General features: G+C 61.2%; 20 protein-coding genes. 12 read left to right on the top strand and 8 right to left on the bottom strand.

The window, feature by feature from the left end; all coding sequences use genetic code 11:
* Positions 1-10: 10 nt before the first annotated feature.
* The 10 genes from EKM88_RS06970 (at position 11) to EKM88_RS06925 (ending at position 9436) form a co-directional block, all read left to right on the top strand.
* Complete coding sequence (locus tag EKM88_RS06970) at positions 11-733, top strand: PAS domain-containing protein (protein ID WP_125704575.1); 723 nt, start codon at positions 11-13, stop codon at positions 731-733.
* 1 nt (position 734) lies between these two features.
* On the top strand, positions 735-1655 hold the full coding sequence (locus EKM88_RS06965; RefSeq protein WP_125704573.1) for an FAD:protein FMN transferase: 921 nt from the start codon (positions 735-737) through the stop codon (positions 1653-1655).
* 193 nt (positions 1656-1848) lie between these two features.
* Positions 1849-2616 carry a Fe-S cluster assembly ATPase SufC gene (gene sufC / locus EKM88_RS06960; RefSeq protein ID WP_125704571.1) on the top strand — a complete coding sequence of 256 codons (768 nt, stop codon included), beginning with the start codon at positions 1849-1851 and terminating at the stop codon, positions 2614-2616.
* Positions 2609-3613 (top strand): SufD family Fe-S cluster assembly protein, encoded by a 1005-nt coding sequence (locus EKM88_RS06955; protein ID WP_125704569.1) that lies wholly within the window; start codon positions 2609-2611, stop codon positions 3611-3613. The genes sufC and EKM88_RS06955 overlap by 8 nt, the downstream gene beginning before the upstream one ends.
* Entirely contained in the window at positions 3606-4802 is a 1197-nt protein-coding gene (locus tag EKM88_RS06950; protein ID WP_125704567.1) for an aminotransferase class V-fold PLP-dependent enzyme, read from the top strand. The genes EKM88_RS06955 and EKM88_RS06950 overlap by 8 nt, the downstream gene beginning before the upstream one ends.
* Positions 4789-5232: a Fe-S cluster assembly sulfur transfer protein SufU gene (gene sufU, locus EKM88_RS06945; protein ID WP_125704565.1), complete on the top strand. Its 444-nt coding sequence runs from the start codon at positions 4789-4791 to the stop codon at positions 5230-5232. The genes EKM88_RS06950 and sufU overlap by 14 nt, the downstream gene beginning before the upstream one ends.
* On the top strand, positions 5225-6661 hold the full coding sequence (gene sufB, locus EKM88_RS06940; RefSeq protein WP_125704563.1) for a Fe-S cluster assembly protein SufB: 1437 nt from the start codon (positions 5225-5227) through the stop codon (positions 6659-6661). The genes sufU and sufB overlap by 8 nt, the downstream gene beginning before the upstream one ends.
* A gap of 200 nt (positions 6662-6861) precedes the next feature.
* A complete protein-coding gene (locus EKM88_RS06935) occupies positions 6862-7242 on the top strand; it encodes a DUF1694 domain-containing protein (RefSeq protein WP_125704561.1) in 381 nt (126 codons plus the stop codon).
* A gap of 28 nt (positions 7243-7270) precedes the next feature.
* A complete protein-coding gene (locus EKM88_RS06930) occupies positions 7271-8242 on the top strand; it encodes a DUF2785 domain-containing protein (RefSeq protein WP_125704559.1) in 972 nt (323 codons plus the stop codon).
* A gap of 327 nt (positions 8243-8569) precedes the next feature.
* Entirely contained in the window at positions 8570-9436 is an 867-nt protein-coding gene (locus EKM88_RS06925; protein ID WP_125704557.1) for a helix-turn-helix transcriptional regulator, read from the top strand.
* A gap of 155 nt (positions 9437-9591) precedes the next feature.
* Here the strand turns inward: EKM88_RS06925 and EKM88_RS06920 are convergent, their stop codons facing one another.
* The 4 genes from EKM88_RS06920 to EKM88_RS06905 all read right to left on the bottom strand — a co-directional run bounded on the left by EKM88_RS06920 (position 9592) and on the right by EKM88_RS06905 (position 13092).
* Entirely contained in the window at positions 9592-10068 is a 477-nt protein-coding gene (locus EKM88_RS06920) for a glutathione peroxidase (protein WP_125704555.1), read from the bottom strand.
* 116 nt (positions 10069-10184) lie between these two features.
* On the bottom strand, positions 10185-10682 hold the full coding sequence (locus tag EKM88_RS06915) for a universal stress protein (RefSeq protein WP_125704553.1): 498 nt from the start codon (positions 10680-10682) through the stop codon (positions 10185-10187).
* 61 nt (positions 10683-10743) lie between these two features.
* Positions 10744-11019 (bottom strand): hypothetical protein, encoded by a 276-nt coding sequence (locus EKM88_RS06910; protein ID WP_125704551.1) that lies wholly within the window; start codon positions 11017-11019, stop codon positions 10744-10746.
* A 798-nt stretch (positions 11020-11817) separates the two neighbouring features.
* Positions 11818-13092 carry a replication-associated recombination protein A gene (locus EKM88_RS06905; protein WP_125704549.1) on the bottom strand — a complete coding sequence of 425 codons (1275 nt, stop codon included), beginning with the start codon at positions 13090-13092 and terminating at the stop codon, positions 11818-11820.
* Between the two features lie 122 nt (positions 13093-13214).
* Here EKM88_RS06905 and EKM88_RS06900 point away from each other — a divergent pair, with 122 nt between their 5' ends.
* Entirely contained in the window at positions 13215-14840 is a 1626-nt protein-coding gene (locus EKM88_RS06900) for a hypothetical protein (protein WP_125704547.1), read from the top strand.
* Between the two features lie 19 nt (positions 14841-14859).
* On the opposite strand, the gene EKM88_RS06895 is transcribed toward EKM88_RS06900, so the two are convergent.
* Positions 14860-15303, bottom strand: a complete 444-nt coding sequence (locus EKM88_RS06895) for a YueI family protein (protein WP_164512031.1) — start codon at positions 15301-15303, stop codon at positions 14860-14862.
* A 49-nt stretch (positions 15304-15352) separates the two neighbouring features.
* Between EKM88_RS06895 and EKM88_RS06890 the strand changes: the two genes are divergently transcribed.
* A complete protein-coding gene (locus EKM88_RS06890; protein ID WP_125704543.1) occupies positions 15353-15946 on the top strand; it encodes a DUF1054 family protein in 594 nt (197 codons plus the stop codon).
* Here EKM88_RS06890 and EKM88_RS06885 read toward each other — a convergent pair.
* The 3 genes from EKM88_RS06885 to EKM88_RS06875 form a co-directional block, all read right to left on the bottom strand.
* Positions 15938-16825, bottom strand: coding sequence for a TMEM175 family protein (locus EKM88_RS06885; RefSeq protein ID WP_125704541.1), 888 nt, complete (start codon positions 16823-16825; stop codon positions 15938-15940). The two genes, EKM88_RS06890 and EKM88_RS06885, sit on opposite strands and share 9 nt — an antisense overlap.
* A 116-nt stretch (positions 16826-16941) precedes the next feature.
* Entirely contained in the window at positions 16942-17559 is a 618-nt protein-coding gene (locus EKM88_RS06880) for an isochorismatase family protein (protein ID WP_125704539.1), read from the bottom strand.
* Between the two features lie 65 nt (positions 17560-17624).
* Positions 17625-17963, bottom strand: coding sequence for a hypothetical protein (locus EKM88_RS06875; protein WP_125704537.1), 339 nt, complete (start codon positions 17961-17963; stop codon positions 17625-17627).
* Positions 17964-18247 lie beyond the last annotated feature (284 nt).

The raw sequence follows: 18247 nt of genomic DNA, 5'->3' as shown, positions 1-18247 counted from the left end.
AGGAACTACCATGACTAAACCAGAATTTGATGGGGCTTACATCAACTTTGCCACCGGCCGGCTGACGCTGACCGAAGTCCAGCAGATTTTCAGCACCATTCCGTTTGAAATTGACCTGATCGACCACACCGATCACTTCTCCTGGTTCTCCAACAAGCCGAACCGCGAGCACGTGCGCTCGCCCAAGGCGCTCGGCGAACACGTCAAGGACTGCCACCCCGCCAAAGCTTGGCCGATCGTGTCTAAGATCATCGACAGCTTCAAGGATGGCTCCCGTGATTTTGTCGCGCGGCCGCTGATGATGCACGGCCACCGCGTGTTCATCCAGTACTACGCGCTGCGCGATGAAGACGGCGCGTACTTGGGTACCATCGAATTCACCGGCAGCGTTGAAGCCATTCTGACCGCCTACGAGAACGGTGGCTGGTCTGATGCGTCCACCGGGGCGTCCAAGGCAGATGGCAAGACCGGGACCGATGCGTCCACCGGCGCGTCTGAAGAGGAAGCGGCGCCGGCAGCCGATGCCGTTACTGGGGCGTCCGAAGAAGAAGCAGCCCCAGCAGCCGATGCGTCCACGGGTGCGTCTGAGGAAGAGGCAGCGCCAGTCGCCGATGCCTCCACCGGGGCCTCCGAGGAAGAAGCAGCCCCGGCACCGAAGGCTGATGCCTCCACCGGCGCTTCCGAGGCCCCAGCGGATGCCAGCAAGCCGGGTCCGTTCAACTACGACCTGTAAGATGACGACACGGCGAGACTTGACCCTGCACGCGTTGGGCACGCGCATCAACCTGACCGTCTTTGGGGAAGCAGATGATGCGGCACTGGATGCCGCCGCAGTGCTGATCAACCGCGAGGAGGACCGCCTGACCGTCAACCGGCCGGCGTCCGAGGTAATGTCGGTCAACCACGCGGCCGGTCACGCGGCGGTGGTGGTGTCCAGCGCGACCTTTCGCCTGATCCAGCAGGCCGTCGCGGCGAGTCAGGCGAACTATGGCTTCAACGCGCTGATCGGCCCACTGGTGAAGCTGTGGAAAATCGGTTTCAACGGCGCCAATGTCCCAAGCGACATGGCCATTGCGGCCCGGCTGGCGCTCAGCGATCCGGAAGGGGTGACGCTGGACGCGGCCACGCACAGTGTGAGCCTGGCGCATCCCGGCATGGAACTGGACCTCGGCGGCATCGCCAAGGGCTACATCGCCGACCAGATCCGCGCGCTGTGGGGCGCCTACGGGGTGCAGGCAGGGATCATCGACTTGGGGGGCAACCTCCTGTTCGTCGGGGATTCACCGCGCCGTGAAGACGGCTTGTGGGTGATCGGGGTTCAAGATCCGGGGCGTGCGCGCCACACGGATCTGGGCACCACGCTGTTGCCGGCGGTGTCCGCCGTCACCAGTGGCATCTACGAGCGCTTCTTAGTCAAGGACGGCAAGAAGTACCACCACCTGATGGATCCGCGCACGGGGTATCCGCTGCAGACGGAGCTGGCGGGGGTCACCGTGTTCACCAAGGACTCGATCCAAGGGGAGCTGGAGGCCAAGCGTCTGTTCTTCCACGGCGCCCCGATCCCAGGCTGGCTGGCTGATCCAACGCACTTCGGGGCGGTGTTCGCCTTTCAAGACGGGCACACTGAGGTCATCGGGACAACGCTCCACCATTGAGCGTCAAAATCGCCGCTGGTCGGCGATTTTTTGCGTGTGTCAGTGTACCTTGGCGGACTGTCTTATTCTGGCGGTTTGGCGGCGAGAAGCGGTGCATCAGCTGTACTTGGAAGCGTTTGTCACGGCGCGGTGGATGCCGTACAATGGACACGAGCGGTCCGTGTGACCGAATCGGAACAGTGGAGGCGATCGAATGAGTACTTTAGAAATCAAGGATCTGCACGTTAAAGTGAAAGATGAACCGGCCCATGCCGAGATCCTGCGTGGGGTGAACCTGACGGTCAAAACCGGCGAGATCCACGCGCTGATGGGACCGAACGGGAACGGTAAATCGACATTGGCAGAAACCATCATGGGCAACCCGCGCTACCTCGTTACCCAAGGGGATATCCTGGTGGACGGCCAGAGTTTGCTTGAGTTGCCGGTGGACGCACGGGCGCGCGCCGGGCTGTTTTTGGGCATGCAGTATCCGGCTGAAATCGCCGGCGTGACCAACGCCGAGTTCATTCGTGCGGCCATCAACGCCCGCCGTCCAGACGACGACCAGATCCCCATCATGCAATTTCTCAAGCAGCTGGACGCGACCATGGCCACGCTGGAGATGCCGGCCGACATGGCCGACCGCTACTTGAACCAAGGCTTCTCCGGTGGGGAGAAAAAGCGCAACGAGATCCTGCAACTGATGATGATTCAGCCGAAGTTTGCGCTGCTGGACGAAATCGACTCCGGGCTGGACATCGATGCGCTGCGCATCGTGGCCAAGGGCGTGAACCTTCAGCGCGGGCCTGAGTTTGGGAGCCTGATCATCACGCATTACCAGCGTCTGTTGGACTACATCGTGCCGGACTTCGTGCACGTGATGAAAGACGGCGAGATCATCGAAACCGGTGGCGCTGAGCTGGCCAAGGAGCTGGAAAAGACGGGCTACAGTCACCTTAAGGCGGGTGAGCCGAATGCCTGAGTTCCCAACGCCGAGCACGCCTAAGATCCCGCTGGCGCGCTACCTGAAGCAGGTCAAAGACGCCGGGGCGGCCGTGACCGTCAGTGCACCGACCTCTGTGACGGTGACAGCCGGTCCGGCCCCCACAACGACTTCGACGCTCGATCAGTGGTTGTTACAAGACGGTCAGCCGGTGACGCACATTGAGGTGCCCGCTGGCTTCACCAGTGAAACGCCGGTGTTGCTCACCGGTCCGGCGACCGCTGGCGGCCTCGTCACCATCCACGTCGGCGAAAACGCCCATGTGGTGTTGCAAGAAACCTGGAAAAGCGCGGGCACGATGCTTGGCGTCGGCGTGTGGCTGACGCTTGGGGCCGGCGCAACGGTCAGCTGGCTGACGTATGATGCCTTTGCGGCCAAAACGGCACTGGTGCAGCGCACGGCCACTGTCGGGGCGGACGCCACGCTCAACTGGACAATCGCCGGGTTCAGCCAGAACTCCGGCGCCAGTCTGATCACCACCGACTTGGTGGGCACCGGCGCGCAGGCGACTGTCAATGTGGGGGTGCTGGCCAGCGGCGCGCAGCACATCGGCTACACGACCGCGATGACCAATCGCGCGCGCAAGTCGGTTGGTCACATCAATCAGCGCGGTGTGATCACTGGCGCGGCCCACTTGATTTTTAACGGCATCGGTCACATCGTTCAAGGTGCGCGCGGCAGCGACAATCAGCAGGAGAACCGGGTGCTGATGCTGGCGCAAAAGGCGCGCGGCGATGCCAATCCGATCCTCCTCATTGACGAAAACGATGTGACCGCGGGCCACGCCGCCTCAGTCACCCGCGTCGACAAGGCCCAGTTGTACTACCTGATGAGCCGGGGGCTGTCGCTTGAGCTCGCCTCACGGCTGGTGATCCGCGGTTTCCTGGAAGCCGGGTTGGCCGAGATCACGGACCCGACGCTCAAACAGGAGCTCTTTAAGACGATCGATGAAACCTTGGTGAATGCCTATGCGTGAGCAATTTCCGTTTTTTGCGGCGCACCCCGACTTGGTGTACCTCGATTCTGCAGCGACCAGCCAAAAGCCTCAGGTCGTGCTGAATGCGCTGCAAGACTACTATGTGAACGAGAACGCCAATGTGCACCGCGGGCTGTACCGGCTCGCGTTTGCGACGACTGAGCGTTACGAGGCGATTCGCCAGCAGGTGGCGGCGTTTTTGAACGCGGCACAGGCCGAAGAAATCGTCTTCACCCGCGGCACCACGGACAGCCTGAATCTGGTGGCCCAAAGCTTCGGGCCGCAAACGGTGCGCGCCGGCGATGAGATCCTGGTCAGCGCCGCCGAGCACCACAGCAACTTCATCCCCTGGCAACAGCTGGCGGTCCGCGTGGGGGCCAAGTTTGTCGTGGCCCCGGTGACGGCAACTGGCGACACGGACCCGGCCGCGGTGGCCAAGCTGATCACACCGCGCACGCGCATTCTGGCGCTGGCGCAGGTGACCAACGTGACAGGCGGCCTCGTGCCGGTGCGGCAGCTGGCCGACTTGGTGCACGCCGTGGGTGGGGTCGTTGTCGTGGATGGTGCCCAAAGCGTGCCGCACATGCCCGTTGATGTGCAGGCGCTGGGCGCGGACTTCTTTGCTTTTTCCGGCCACAAGGTCTACGGGCCCACCGGTATCGGCGTGCTCTACGGGCGCCTGCCGCTGCTTGACGCGATGCCGCCGGTGCAGTTCGGTGGTGAGATGATCGATGAGGTGACGGACGTTCGGTCGACCTGGGCGCCGGTGCCGCTGAAGTTTGAGGCGGGCACGCCCAACATCGCCGGCGTCTACGGCCTCAGCGCCGCGCTGACGTTCCTGCAGGCGCAGGACTGGTCCACCGTGCGCGCCCGCGAGTTTCAGCTGGTCACGGCGCTGCGCACTGGGCTGACCCAGATCCCAGGCGTTCAGCTGTACGGCACCGCCAACAGCTTAGGAATTGTCAGCTTCACCCTCACCGGCGTGCACCCGCACGATCTGGCGACGTTTTTGGATGAGCAGGCCGTGGCGGTGCGCGCCGGGCACCACTGCGCGCAGCCGCTGATGGCCCGCCTTGGGGTGCCGGCCACGGTGCGCGCGAGCTTTGCCGGGTACAACACCCCGGCAGACGTGGCGCGCTTGGTGGCGGCTGTGGCTGAGGCAAGGGGGTATTTTCTTGGCACTGACTAAACTTGATCAGCTCTATCGCCAGGTGATCCTCGACGAGGCCAATCACCCGCGGCACCACGGCACGCTGGCGGCGCCGACGCACACGATCACGGTGCGCAACCCCAGCTGTGGGGATGTGTTGACCCTGCAGTTGCGGGTGGCGGATGGGGTGGTGCAGGACGCGGCCTTTGCCGGCAGTGGTTGCACGATTTCGCAGGCCTCTGGGAGCCTGATGACCGATCAGATCATCGGGCAAACGCCGGCGGTGGTGCAGCAGATGGTCCAGACGTTTTCGCAGCTGGTCATCGATGGCACCGCGCCAGATGCCGACCTGCTGGGTGATGCCGCAATTTTGAGCGGGGTGCACCAGTTTCCCGCCCGCATCAAATGCGCGACCCTGGCCTGGAAAGCTGCTTCTCAAGCGCTAACGGAAGGTGAACACAATGACTGAAACCAAAAACACCAAAAACAACGAGCAGGTCGCCGCGGACATCGACTTTTTGACCACGGAGAACCCTGCGGACTTCAAGGACGATATCAAGCCGGTGTTCTCCACCGGGCGCGGACTGACGGAAGCCACGGTGCGCACGATCTCGCGCGAAAAAGGGGAGCCGGAGTGGATGCTCGACTACCGCCTGCGCGCCTATCAGACGTATCGGAAGCTGCCGATGCCGGCGTTTGGGCCGGATCTGTCTGACCTTGACCTCGACCACATGCTGTACTTCCAAAAGGCCACGGATAAGACTTACCGCAGCTGGGAGGAGGTGCCGGAAGACATTAAGAACACCTTCGATCGCCTCGGCGTGCCGCAGGCGGAGCGCAAGTATCTGGCCGGGGCCTCGGCACAGTACGAGTCCGAGGTGGTCTACCACAACATGAAAGATGAGTTCGACAAGCTCGGCATCATTTTCATGGACATGGACTCCGCGCTGAAGGAGTACCCAGACCTAGTGCGCCAGTACTTTGGCACCCTCGTGCATCCCAGCGACAATAAGTTCGCCGCACTGAACAGCGCCGTCTGGTCCGGTGGCAGTTTCATCTACGTGCCAGCGGGCGTGCAAACCGATGTGCCGATCCAGTCGTATTTCCGCATCAACGCGGAAAACACCGGCCAGTTCGAACGCACACTGATCATCGTCGCCCCTGGCGCGCATGTCAACTACGTGGAAGGGTGCACAGCGCCGAACTACTCCAGCGACTCGCTGCACGCCGCGGTGGTGGAAGTATTCGTGCAAGATGACGCCTATTGCCGCTACACCACCATCCAAAACTGGTCCAAAAACGTCTTTTCACTTGAGACCAAGCGCGCGCAGGCCCTGCAAAACGCGACGATGGAATGGGTGGATGGCAACCTCGGGTCCAAAACGACGATGAAGTATCCGAGCGTCTATCTCGATGGGGCCGGGGCGCACGGCACGATGCTGTCGATCGCCGTGGCCGGGTCCGGCGTTGATCAGGACAACGGCGCGCGCATGATCCACAATGCGCCCAACACGTCGAGCTCGATCGTTTCCAAGTCGATCGCCAAGGACGGTGGCCGCGTGGACTACCGGGGCACGGTGCGCTTCACGAAGAAGTCTGAGAACGCCTTTTGCCATGTCGAGTGTGACACCATCCTGATGGACGAGCTGAGCAAGTCCGACACGATCCCGTACAACGAGATCCACAACCCGACCGTGGCGATGGAGCACGAGGCCAAGGTCTCAAAAGTCTCAGAGGAACAGCTGTACTACCTGGAAAGCCGTGGCATCCCCGAGGCCAAGGCCACCGAGATGATCATCATGGGCTTCGTCGAGCCGTTCACCAAGGAACTGCCGATGGAGTACGCCGTGGAGCTGAACCGCCTGATCTCGATGGAAATGGACGGCTCGGTCGGTTAAGGCATTGCGCCGCAAATTATCATCAGGCACCCCACGGAACCGGTCTGCGGTTTTGCGGGGTGCCTTGTTTTCACCGCGCTCGCTCGCATTCAGTGCCTGGCAGCCAGCCGTTGGACGGTCGAAATTGAACATTCGAGACGGTCAGCGTGTTCCGCCTTGGTTTTTGGTATAATGAGGACAACTAAAAGGGGGGGCTCATGATGGCAGAGGATTTGAACGCGTTCATCAAGGCGAAGGCGCTGGGGATTCCGACGATCAAGCCGGATGAGAAGCGGGCCTTCTTGGGCAACTTTCGCGAGCGCGTCGCGATGGCGGTCACGATTCGCCAGCTCCATGACGAGCGGATCGCGCAGCTGCTGGACCAGGTGCTGACGCGCTACCCCGGCTACCGGGTCTATTTGAATGGCCTGATGACGCAGGCGATGATCAATTTTTACCTGCAGCAGGCGCTGGCGCACGACTACCCGTTCACGGTCATGGCCCAGCCCGGCGTGCGCATCCGCCGCGATGCGCACGCCGACGACTTCGGGTGGGTGCTGGCCCACCCAACGGCCAAGATCACCCGACCGATCCTCCTATAACCGACTGAATCAGAGAGAAGGCATGATGATGACAGACGAAATCACGCAGGTGCGCGGCCAGGTGGCGGCCTTGCGCCAGGACTTGTTGGCAGGTAAGGTGTTTGCCAAGCTGCCGGCTGCGCTGGCGGCGCTGCGAGCCGCTGCCCCGCGGCAGGCCGCCACCCCGGTCATCTTGCCGAGTGACGACATTCGGGCGTTAGCGCGCATTCAGACCATCAGCCTGCGCGTCAAAAAAGCCAAACTGGCCAGCGTCAGCGATGAGGAGCTGGATTTTTTGCTGACGCACCTGACCAGTCGCAATCCGGCGGTGCGCGACAAGGGCGTGTTCTTCCTGCTCAGCGACCTGTTTCAGGCCGATGCGTTCACCCCGACGCAGGTGCGCATGCTGTTCACGCAGCTGCAGGCACCGGACTTGCTGTTCAACCACATCCTGGAGCCGCAAAGCGCCGCGCTGTTTGGCCGAAGCTTTGCGGTGATGCTGTTGTCGGGGCTGGTGTATGCGGACATGAACCGTTACCACTTGCTGACCCAGGCCGATTACCAGGCCCTGCTGATCAACCTGGTGACCTACATCCTGCTGGAACGTGACGGGCGCGGCTACGTGCAAGACGCCGGCTGGGGCCATGCCTACACGCACATCGCCAACCTCGCAGATGAGCTGACCCAGGTGCCCCTGCTGACCCGCGGTGAAAAAGTGTTCCTGATGGCGGCGGTGTTTGAGGGGTGGCAGCACTGCGATGATCCGCTGGTGTTTGGGGAAGACCAGCGCGTGGCCGGTTACCTGGTCAACCTGGCGGTGAAGCACCCGCTGTTTGCACAGGCTCAGGTGATGTGTCTGACCGCTTGGCAGAGCCGCCTGAAGGACGTGCGCCCGCAGGAGAACTTGGCGTTTTGGAACCGCTGGTACAACCGCAGTCGGTTGCTCGAGGCCCTATTGATGCGCGGCGATCTGCCGAAGCTGGTGGTGGACTACCTGCAGAAGATCATCGACCTGTATTGAGCCCCGCCGCAAAAAAAGTTGCACCGATTCATGAGAGCCTCGGGTGTGGTTGCCGCCCTGTCATGACAGGGCGATGAGACACAATGTGAAGGATAAAATAACATTAGCGCAAAGAAACAGCGAGGTGATGACAAGTCACCTCGCTGTTTTGATGTAATTGTTGAAATTTTATTCACATTAATTTGTAAGGATTAGTATTATTATATTATCTTGTAAAAAAGCTAACTTGTGTGAAAAGTAGCCAAAAATCATAATCTTAAGTATAATATCGTTATGGAAAAGAGTGTGTAAGCAACTGGCCATGTGGCCAAAAAAAAGAGTGAACTGATGCAAAAGACGCAGCCGGCACTTCGCATATTGGGTGAGAAGGTGCGCTATTTCCGCAAGCTAAAAGGCCTTTCGCAGGCAGAACTGGCCAAGGGCATCTGTACGCAAGCCACCATCAGCCTGATCGAAAAGCGAAACAAAGTGCCAAGCATGAATATTCTGTTACGGTTGATCAATCGATTGGGGATTTCGCTGGATGACATCGTGGTGGAGAACCATAACCACTTGCAACGCGCACTCAACGAGATCGATGGCCTGATTCGTCACGGCGATTACAAGGACGCCGCCGAGAAGCTGGGCCAGATTCGCCAGTCGCGGCTGACCAGCGAGGAAGACACAAAGCGGTACTTTTACTACGAAGGCATGGTCGAGCTGTTCGTCAACCGTGACCAGGACGAGGCCATTTACTACTTCGGCCGCGTGCTCAACCCGCTGACGACGAACTACCGTGACCTGCCCGCCATCATGGCTACCCTCGGCCTGGGGTTGGCCTATGCCGAAAAGGGCACCACTGACCGGGCCCGCGTGTATATCGATGAGGCGATGAAGCTGCTCAAGCAGATCCCGCTCACGGAGAGTCGCTACCTGGATATCGAGCTGACGATTTTCTGGCACATCGCGCGGATCTATTTCGAGCTGGGCGAGTACACGGGCGTGTTGCAACACGTCCAAAACGGGATCGCCATCGCGGTGAAGCACGATAGTCTGTTTTTGCTGGACGAGCTGTACGCGCTTCGTGCCCGGGCGTTGGCCAAGATCAGCGATGCCACCGCGCCGGACATGTACAAGATCGCACTGGCACTGGCTCGGGTGACGCAAAGCGAGACCCTGGTGCAGTTGCTGGAAGCTGACCTCGCAAGCGCATGACATGTCGGCTCAGGTAACATGCAGTTGCACCCAAACAAACGGCGCCTCGGTCAAACCCATACATGGGCTGACCGGGGCGCCATTTGATTTGGCCAGTTTAGCGAGCCGTTGTGTGCATTCGGCGCCGTTAAGCTGGCTTAGCGCTTTTGGATGCGTTAAGCCAGCAAGGCTTCAATTGCGGGCCGCAACGTTAACGGATCCGTGGTTGGGGCACTGCGACTGACCACGTGGCCCGTGCGATCCACCAGAAACTTGGTGAAGTTCCACTTGATGGCATCGCCGACCGCCCCAGGTGCGGCTTGCTTGAGGTAGGCAAACAGTGGCGCGGTCTGCGGCCCGTTGACCGCGATCAGCGCATGCATCGGAAAGGTGACCCCCCAGGTGGTGCGACAGGCCGTAGCGGCTTCCGCACCGTTGGCGAGCTCCTGGTGAAACTGTGCCGAGGGGAAGCCCAGCACAATAAAGCCGCGCGCCTGGTAGTCCTGATAAAGGGTTTCAAGTGCGGCAAACTGCGGCGCAAGCCCACACTTGGTGGCGGTGTTGACGATCAAGAGGGGGTGACCCTGATAGGTGCGCATTGGCACCGTCGAGCCGTCTTCGCGGGTGACAGTGAAGTCATAGATCGTGGACATGAGAAACTCCTTTCTGGCCCGTGCAAGCCCAGGTAAAAGCAGGTCAACGGGCGAAAAAGGCCCGGCCATCGCGTCAATAAGGGCGGCGGCCGGGCCTTGAGTCAAGTGCGAGGCACTCAGTCGTTGGCTTGTGGTTTTGGTTTTTTGGTTGAGGCCAGCGCCGGCTGGTTGTTCAAGTCGGTGCGCACCACCAAGACATCGCACACCGCGTTGCGCGTGACGTATTCAGTGACACTCCCGATCAACAGGCGCTCAACGGCATTGAGGCCGGTCGCACCGATCATGATCAGGTCGATGGCTTTTTGCTTCGGCACATCGCGGGCAATGATCGTCTTGGGGGCGCCGTACTCGATGGTGTATGAGACGTCTTCAAGACCGGCCTTGTGCGCCTGTTCGATGTAGCCGTCCATTGTCTGCTTGGCCGTTTCGGTGACCTGCTCCACCATGGCGGAGTCAAAGCTTGAGACGTTTTGGAAGGCTCGGGTGTCGACGATGTGGATCAGGAACAATTCACTATGGTTGCGTTTGGCGACTGCCACGGCTTTTTGAAAAGCCAGTTCGGATTCGTAGGACCCGTCGATCGCGACTAAAATGTGTTTGTATTGTTGGAGCATCTCCATCACCTCTTCTTCTTAATTGTAACCGATTGAGGGGCAAAATGAAACGCAAAGCCCGCTAGCGCAGATATTTCGGCAACATGAGGCCCAGTGCGCTGGCGACGAGCGCGGCCAGCACTAAGGCGACGATCTGGATCGCTTCGCTTCCGGCCAGGGCCGCGACCCCGGCGGCTAACCCACTGGCGATGAAGGCGAAGGCGAAGTAGGTCAGGTCATGGCGCACGTTGTCAGGGACTTGCTTAAGCGTCAAAAAGTTTTCGTGGCGGTGGTTGAGCAGGTACAAGGCTAAAATAAACTGAAGCAAGCCAAAGCAGATAAACAGAGAAGTGATCATGGGGCATCCTTTCGCGGTACATTGATTGATGGCTCTTATTATAGCCGATTCCACCAGCGGTCGCACCATTATGGTAGGCAATGCGACGCGCGGCCTAGGCGCTTAGTAGGGGCTTCTCATCAGCTGAGTTTAGTGACGGCCTTTCCGCCACGCTGACTGCTTTCCGGTCTTCGTCGAGCGCCGTGGCGCATAAGGGTGCGAGCTTTCTACGCATGTCAGGTTGTAACTCACTGCGTTCGAACAACCTGATCAAATTCATCCCGCCACTCGCGCCTAAGTGCGGGCGCAAGCGTTTCCGGGAGCTTTGAATCGCGAGTATTTGGCAGCTAACTTTCCGGCTCGCTTACTGCTTTCCGGTCTTCGTCGAGCGCCGCAAAGCAACGCGGAAGCGTCTAGCGAGGGTCAAGCACTCGGGGCCAAGTACGCCCCAAGCACTTGACCCTCGCTAGTCATTCCGCTAGATGCGCTTTGCTCTGCTCTGGAATAAAAAAAGTCGGCATTTGCGCCGACTCCAAGTCATGACTTTATGAAAGGCTAAATGGTGCCGTTCTCTTCCCGGATCGTTGAAACCCGCTGATTAGCAAGTGGGCCCAGACGACGATCACGTTAGCCGTTAAGTGAGATAACAGCACGGCGACCGCCACTTCCAGTCCCAAGGTCTCGAAACTGTTCGGTCAACTGATAGTAGGGAAGCGCGAACACCTTAGGGAACTTCCATGACCTTATGGTAGCACGCCGGTGGCGATCGTGCAAGGAAACTGGCTGAACCGCAAGCGCGCCGTGGCGCGAATGAAAGCGCTACTGCCCAGCCTGCCAGGCGCGCAACTGGGCGAGCCGCTGCGCCAGGGCCGATTCATAGTTGCCGGTGGTTTTGGGGGTGTAGTAGTGCACTTGGGTGAGGTTGTCGGGCAGGTACTGCTGGCGCACCCAGCTGTTCGGGTAATCGTGGGGCAACTTATAGCCGACGCCGTGGCCCAGCGCGGCCGCGCCCTTGTAGTGGGCGTCTTTGAGGTCCGCCGGAATGGCGCCGGCTTTACCTGCCTGCACATCGGCAATGGCCGCATCAATGGCGGTGATCGCGGTGTTGCTCTTGGGCGCGAGGCACAAATCGATCACCGCGTTGGCCAAGGGGATGCGCCCCTCGGGCAGACCCAAGCGTTCGGCGGCCTGAATGGCGGTCAGCGTGCGGCTGGCGGTTTGGGGGTTGGCCAGGCCGACATCCTCGTACGCGATCACAAGCAGCCGCCGCAGGATGCTGGGGAGGTCGCCGATGACGATCAGCCGCGCCAGGTAGTGCAGGGCGGCATCGACGTCCGAGCCACGAATCGATTTTTGAAACGCCGAGATGAGGTCGTAGTGGGCGTCGCCGTCAACATCGCCGTCGATGGCGCGCTGCTGTAGCGACTGGTGCATGACCGTGGCGTCCAGGGTGATGCGGCCTGCCTGCTCGGGGGTCGACAAAGTGGCCAACTCCAGCGCATTCAGCGCGCTGCGCAGGTCGCCGTTGGTCGCGCTGAGTAAAAAGTCGCGGCCGTCTTCGGTCAACGTCACCGGATAGTTGCCGAGGCCCTTGGTGTGGTCGGCCAGCGCGCGATCGATCGCCACCCCGATGTCGGCGGGGGTCAGCGGGAAGACTTGGAAGATCTGGGTACGGCTGCGAATCGCCGGCAGGATGCTCATGTAGGGATTTTCCGTTGTGGCGCCGATCAACACGATGCGGCCGGACTCTAAGTGGGGAAGCAGGAAGTCCTGCTTGGTTTTGTCCAACCGGTGGATCTCGTCTAACAGCAGGATAACCGTGCCGCTCATCTTGGCTTCCTCGGCGACGATCTGCAGATCCTTCTTGGTGTCGGTGGCGGCGTTGAGCATGCGAAAGGCGTACTTGGTCGCGCCTGCGATGGCGCTGGCGATGCTCGTCTTGCCGGTGCCAGGCGGGCCGTACAGGATCATGGAGCTCAGCCGGTGGGCGGCGACCATGCGCCGAATGATCTGGTCTGGCCCCACCAAGTGCGCTTGCCCGACCACTTCATCCAAGTTCGTGGGCCGCATTCGAAACGCGAGCGGTTGTTGCATCATCGCACGTCCTTTCTTTTTCCCCTGCAATGGCAGAAGAAACACTATGACTAGTATACAAGGGCGTCACGGGAATGCAAAACGTGGTACGCTGATTGAATGAAGAATAGGAGGAGACCGCGATGACAACTTTGAGTCAACGGGTGACGGAATTGGGGCTGGGGGCGCTGCGGCCGCAGACGATTTTGCGAGTGACTGCCGCCTTCCCGGGCCAGGTGGCCGAAACAGGGGCGTATGTCCAGGCTGACAGTGGATCGGTGTGCTTGACGCCGGATGCGACCAGCGACCCCGCGGCGCTGGTGGCGCAACTGACCACTATTGAAGCCACCCTGAACGCACCGACACTCGGGACGCCCACGTTCACGGTTGAGGTGCAGCTGCCGGAGATGCTGTTTGAACGGCTGTATGAAACGGCGTCATTCGGCCAGCAGCCGCCTAGTTATGTGACGTTTCGCAACACGCTGTACCAGCAGCTGGCCGTTGGGATGGGGCAACACTTGCCGGCCATCGCGTACCGCTTGGCCACACCGGCCGAACAGCTGCAAGTCGCGCTGCGCCAAGGGCCGGTCGCGCCCGAGCGCCCGATCGTGGCCGCGCGGCTCGCAGGCGTGGTGGCGAGCACTGCGCCGGCCGGCCTTGATGCGGCGGCCTTGGCGTGGGTGCGCGACTGCTGGTGGGCGATGCTCAGTGCCCCAGCCGCACTGCCGCAGGGGCCGCACTGGCAGGCGGCCGGTGCGGTACCGCCGGTGGTGGCGACCGGGTGGCGCTTTGATCAGCCCCTGCCAGGCCAGGAAATGGCCGGGGCGGACCAGCAGCTGCTGGTGGGCGCGGCGTACCGGCGCGGCCTGCGGGTAACGACGCTGGACGCGACTGCCGAGCTGGTTGCCCTAACCGCGCCAGCCAACCAGGTGTTCGTGCAGGCGGGCACGCTGACGGGGCTGGACCGTGCGGTGACGCAGGCGGTGTGTGCCAGCAAGCAGGCGCAAAAGCAGTTGCTAGGGGCGGCAGGCCTGCCGGTTCGGCGTGCGGCGCTTTACACCGATGAGGCTGCAGCCCTGGCTGACTTTCACGCAAGCTTTGCGGGCAAAAGTCTGGTGGTGAAGCCCAACCGCGGGCACGGCGGGGCCGGAATCAGCGTGTTTCCGGTGCCGGCCACGGCGGCCGAATTCACGGCGGCGTACCGCGCGGCTGCCGCGTTTGGCCCCGTGTTGGTCGAGCTGTTTATCGCGGGCACGGCCACGCGCTTTTTCGTCCTGAACGGGGCGGTGTTGGCAGTGCTGGAGTGCGAACCGCTGAGTGTTGTCGGGGACGGCCGGCGGACTGTGGCGGCACTGGTGGCCGCCAAGGGGTTGACCTTGGATCCGGCGGCGCAGGCGGTGCTGAACGGGCAGGGACTCACGCCCACCAGCGTGGTGCGCCGCGGCCACGAGGCGCGCCTGCGGCAACACGCGCAGGCCGGTAGTGGCGTCAGCGTGGCGGTCACAGCCGAGATCGACCCCAGCTACAAGAAACTGGCCACGCGCGCCGCGGCGGCGGTCGGCGGCCGATTGGTGGCCGTGGACATGGTGTTAGCCAACCGCTACCAGCCCTTTGAGGCCGCGCATCCGGAGCTGGCGGCCATCACCGCGGTCAGCCTGGCGCCGAGCCTGGCGGTGCACGCCACGCCGACTGTGGGGGTAGGGCAGGACCTGGCGCCGCTAGTCCTGACTGCGCTTTTGGCTGAAGCCGCGACCCACGAAAAAAGCTAGGCCGCAGCCTAGCATGGTGTTACGAGTGGAATAAACGGTCGAAAAACCCGGCCGGCTTATCCGGGTCTGGGGTCGGGGTGGTCAGCGTGATCGTCGCCTGATTGATGGCGGTGTCACTGGTGATCAGGGCGCCGCAATCGGTGGGCCCTTCGCCGGCATTGTCATCATTGATCAGGGTGAAAGCAAAAGCCTGCGCCGTGGCGGCGGCCATGAATGGCGCCGTCAGGGTCGTGGCCAGCTTGCCGTTAAGCAACAGCTTGTAGTGGGCGTCCCCGGCGTGGGCGGCCATCGCCTGCTTGACGGCTGGCAAGGCCGCCGGGGTTTTGAGCTGGTCGTTGGTGATGAACAAAACCGCCCGCTCGCGCAAGGAGCCCAGGTAGTGGCGGCGTTCGTCCGGCTTGGCTTGCGGGGGACCGTAGAGACTGTTATTCAGGTGTTGGGTCAGATCGTCTTGTGTACTCATGCGCACCTCCAGATGATTTGGCCTCAGTATAGCATAGGGAGGGCAACAAATGTTTGACCGAAGTGATTTCACCGTGTTTGCCGATCCCACACTTGTGGGGCGGCTCGCAGCCATCCGGCAGCGGGTAGACCCCAAGTTCGAGCGGGTGGGGCAACGCTTGGCGATTGCCTTGGCGCAGGCCGGGGTGCCGGCCCAAACGCTGCATGTGGCGAAGCATCAGCGGCGGCACAAGAACCCACCGCCGGATACGTGGGTCGCGCTGGCGGCCAATCGGCGCGGGTACAAAATGGTGCCGCACTTAGAGCTGGGATTGTGGCCGGATCGCCTGTTCTTGTGGCTGGCGGTGTTGCGTGAGGCGAAGCCGACAACGGCAATCGACTGGGCGTCGTTGCGGGCGCAGGCATTGGCACTGCCGGAAGGGTTTGCGCTCAGCGGGGACCACACATCGCCTGCCGCCGTGCCGCTGACAGCAGCGAACTGGACGCAGGTGCAGATGCGTTACACCGCGACCCAGCGCGGGGAGCTGCTGATCGGTCGCACCTTTGCCGCGCAGTCCGCGTGGTTTGACCGCCCGGCGGCGCTTGACGCCGAGCTTGACCGGACTGTGCTCGCGTTAGCGCCACTGTATCGCACCTTACTTTGAGCGGCGGCGTTTGTGCACGTCAACCCAATGGGCCAGGCGGGCTTGCTCCTCAGGGGTGGCCTGTGCATACCGTGCCCGCACCATGGCGTTACGCCGCGGGTCGACGTTTTGGTCGAGCCATTGGGCCCAGGCGGTTGGCATCGGGCGGGTTGGCTGCGCGGGGTCGGTCGGCTGGGCGGCCTGATTGGCCAGGGCTTGCCGGTGACTCGCGGCTTGCGCCTTGCGAAAATTGCGGCGTTCGGTAGCCGACAAGGCGGCGTAGTCCTGCTGCTGGGTGGTGGACAGTGCGGTGGCGTCCGAGACTTCTTGGCGCGACTCTGCGCTGAGAACGAACATCAGCCCAGGGTAGGCGAGGTAGAACAGCAGCGCCACCGTGGGCCACACCAGCGCCACAGCCAGTGCGATCAGGCTCAAAAAGTCGAGGATCAGGTTGTAGTTGCCGTACACTTTGGTGTAGACCTGCTTCATCTCCTGCCGGTCGGTGTACTCAAAGTGCAGCACCGCGCGTGTCAGTACGCGAAACAGCAAGTTGACCACGAGCTGCACTAGGCCGTAAAGCAGCACCGACCAGCGCGTGGTGTTGACGGCCATGATGTCGGTCATCAAAGGCATCAGGGCCAACGGGGCGAGAAACAGCAGGTCGAGCAGCAGGATCCGGTAGGTGATGGTGTCGATTTCGCCGAGCACGGTGGCGTGCTGATACCAGATGTTGGCGATGAAAATAAACGAAATCAGGTAGATGCCAACACTTTTGCCCAGCGTTAGGTAGTTGGCGACACTGTCGTGAAGCACCGGTGGGATGTTCAGCACCATGATGGTAATGATAATGGCGATGATCGCGTCGGTGAAGGCGTCAAGGCGCGCTTTGAGTTTTTGCATGAGGATCCTCCAATCATTGCCCGTATTGTACGCGCCTCGGTCATGCGACGCAATGAACAGCGCGCAAAAAAAGCGGTCCCGGGCAGTTGCCTGAGACCGCTTTTGGCGTGCTGTGATCAGTAGTTGACGAACTGCCCGTGCTGCAACAGCAGATCGACAAATTGCGGCACGAACTCGCCGCGGTTCCAGTCGCGCTGCCACTCACAGGCCAACTGGGCATTCGTAGTCAGTTCGCCGCCGGCCTGGGCAATGCGCGCCAGTGCGGTTTCGTGCGCGATCGTGCTGGTGCCGCCCACCGCATCGACCACGGGGTGGACGTGGTACTGCTCACGCAACGCGTCCAAGGCCGGAAACGTCAGACACGCCTCGGTCCACAGCGCGGCTATCACCAAGTGGGTGCGGCCGGTGGCCTGAACGGCGGCGCGAAATTCCGCGTCCTCCCAGGCATTGATACTGGTGCGGTCCAAACTGGGGGTGTCTCCCAGCAGCTGCTTGAGCGGCGCAATCGTGTCCTTGTTGCGGCCGGTGGTCACATTCACGGTTGATAAGATGATGGGCACATGATAGGCCTTGGCAAGTTGAATCGTCATACCTACGTTTTGAACCAGCAAGGGATGCGTGATGGATTGGATCGATGCGATCTGAGTTGGCTGGTAGTCGATCACGAGAAGCGCACTGTTTTCAGGGGTCATCAGGGCATCGGCTACGGGGTCACGTCTTGGTAAACTGGTCATGCTATCGCCTCCTAGAATGCCTTCAGTCTAGCGGGCAGTCGGCTAAAAGGCGAGTAACTCGACTCCTAAAAGGTGATCTGGTGCGCGTCGATCAGCCGCCGCAAGTGCGTCTGAAGCGCCATCTGCGTGCCGTGCGGGTCCGTTTGGAAGCGGGTGACCCACGCCGGGCTCGTGAAGCTGGCGTCGGCGTAAGTCACCGCGCCGGTGATGCCGGTGATGACGAGCCCAGCCGGGCTGAAGCGGGCGGTTAGGTAGCCTCCTTCAAACCCTTCGTCCAGCAGTTCCTGAATCCAGTTTTGAAGGCCCGTGGTGATCACCGTGGTCTCATCAGTCGGGGTGCCATTGGCGGCTGCTTTGGCGACCAGCGCGTTGACCTCGGCCATCGTGTTCGGAATCTCATGCAAGTGACTCAGCTCCTTTGGTGTTTGCTGTGAGTATACGCGCAACTGGCGCGTCATGCGAGCCAAATGACGTGCATTTAGGCGCAAAAGGGGCGACACTGACCCTGGTTCGGCGCGTGGTGTGCGCGTTGCTTGGCGCTGAAAAACAAAAAAACGCGCCTCTCGACCCTGAATCGAGAAGCGCGTGATTGTTGTCTGTCAAAGCGAGATCGTTAGCACGGATAACACAAGACATCGTGTATCGTATCATGAATGCGGTTACCCGTCTAGTGAAATCGCATACTTTT

It is taken from the genome of Lacticaseibacillus daqingensis (genome assembly GCF_003946115.1).
Classification (GTDB): domain Bacteria; phylum Bacillota; class Bacilli; order Lactobacillales; family Lactobacillaceae; genus Lacticaseibacillus; species Lacticaseibacillus daqingensis.
Note: the sequence above shows the minus strand (reverse complement) of the source record. Positions and strands in the feature narration are given on the sequence as shown.

Bases quoted from the DNA above. Each gene is read 5' to 3' on its own strand.
- EKM88_RS06970 (WP_125704575.1), top strand. From the start codon at position 11: ATGACTAAACCAGAATTTGATGGGGCTTACATCAACTTTGCCACCGGC.
- EKM88_RS06965 (WP_125704573.1), top strand. From the start codon at position 735: ATGACGACACGGCGAGACTTGACCCTGCACGCGTTGGGCACGCGCATC.
- sufC (WP_125704571.1), top strand. From the start codon at position 1,849: ATGAGTACTTTAGAAATCAAGGATCTGCACGTTAAAGTGAAAGATGAA.
- EKM88_RS06955 (WP_125704569.1), top strand. From the start codon at position 2,609: ATGCCTGAGTTCCCAACGCCGAGCACGCCTAAGATCCCGCTGGCGCGC.
- EKM88_RS06950 (WP_125704567.1), top strand. From the start codon at position 3,606: ATGCGTGAGCAATTTCCGTTTTTTGCGGCGCACCCCGACTTGGTGTAC.
- sufB (WP_125704563.1), top strand. From the start codon at position 5,225: ATGACTGAAACCAAAAACACCAAAAACAACGAGCAGGTCGCCGCGGAC.
- EKM88_RS06935 (WP_125704561.1), top strand. From the start codon at position 6,862: ATGGCAGAGGATTTGAACGCGTTCATCAAGGCGAAGGCGCTGGGGATT.
- EKM88_RS06930 (WP_125704559.1), top strand. From the start codon at position 7,271: ATGACAGACGAAATCACGCAGGTGCGCGGCCAGGTGGCGGCCTTGCGC.
- EKM88_RS06925 (WP_125704557.1), top strand. From the start codon at position 8,570: ATGCAAAAGACGCAGCCGGCACTTCGCATATTGGGTGAGAAGGTGCGC.
- EKM88_RS06920 (WP_125704555.1), bottom strand. From the start codon at position 10,068: ATGTCCACGATCTATGACTTCACTGTCACCCGCGAAGACGGCTCGACG.
- EKM88_RS06915 (WP_125704553.1), bottom strand. From the start codon at position 10,682: ATGCTCCAACAATACAAACACATTTTAGTCGCGATCGACGGGTCCTAC.
- EKM88_RS06910 (WP_125704551.1), bottom strand. From the start codon at position 11,019: ATGATCACTTCTCTGTTTATCTGCTTTGGCTTGCTTCAGTTTATTTTA.
- EKM88_RS06905 (WP_125704549.1), bottom strand. From the start codon at position 13,092: ATGCAACAACCGCTCGCGTTTCGAATGCGGCCCACGAACTTGGATGAA.
- EKM88_RS06900 (WP_125704547.1), top strand. From the start codon at position 13,215: ATGACAACTTTGAGTCAACGGGTGACGGAATTGGGGCTGGGGGCGCTG.
- EKM88_RS06895 (WP_164512031.1), bottom strand. From the start codon at position 15,303: ATGAGTACACAAGACGATCTGACCCAACACCTGAATAACAGTCTCTAC.
- EKM88_RS06890 (WP_125704543.1), top strand. From the start codon at position 15,353: ATGTTTGACCGAAGTGATTTCACCGTGTTTGCCGATCCCACACTTGTG.
- EKM88_RS06885 (WP_125704541.1), bottom strand. From the start codon at position 16,825: ATGCAAAAACTCAAAGCGCGCCTTGACGCCTTCACCGACGCGATCATC.
- EKM88_RS06880 (WP_125704539.1), bottom strand. From the start codon at position 17,559: ATGACCAGTTTACCAAGACGTGACCCCGTAGCCGATGCCCTGATGACC.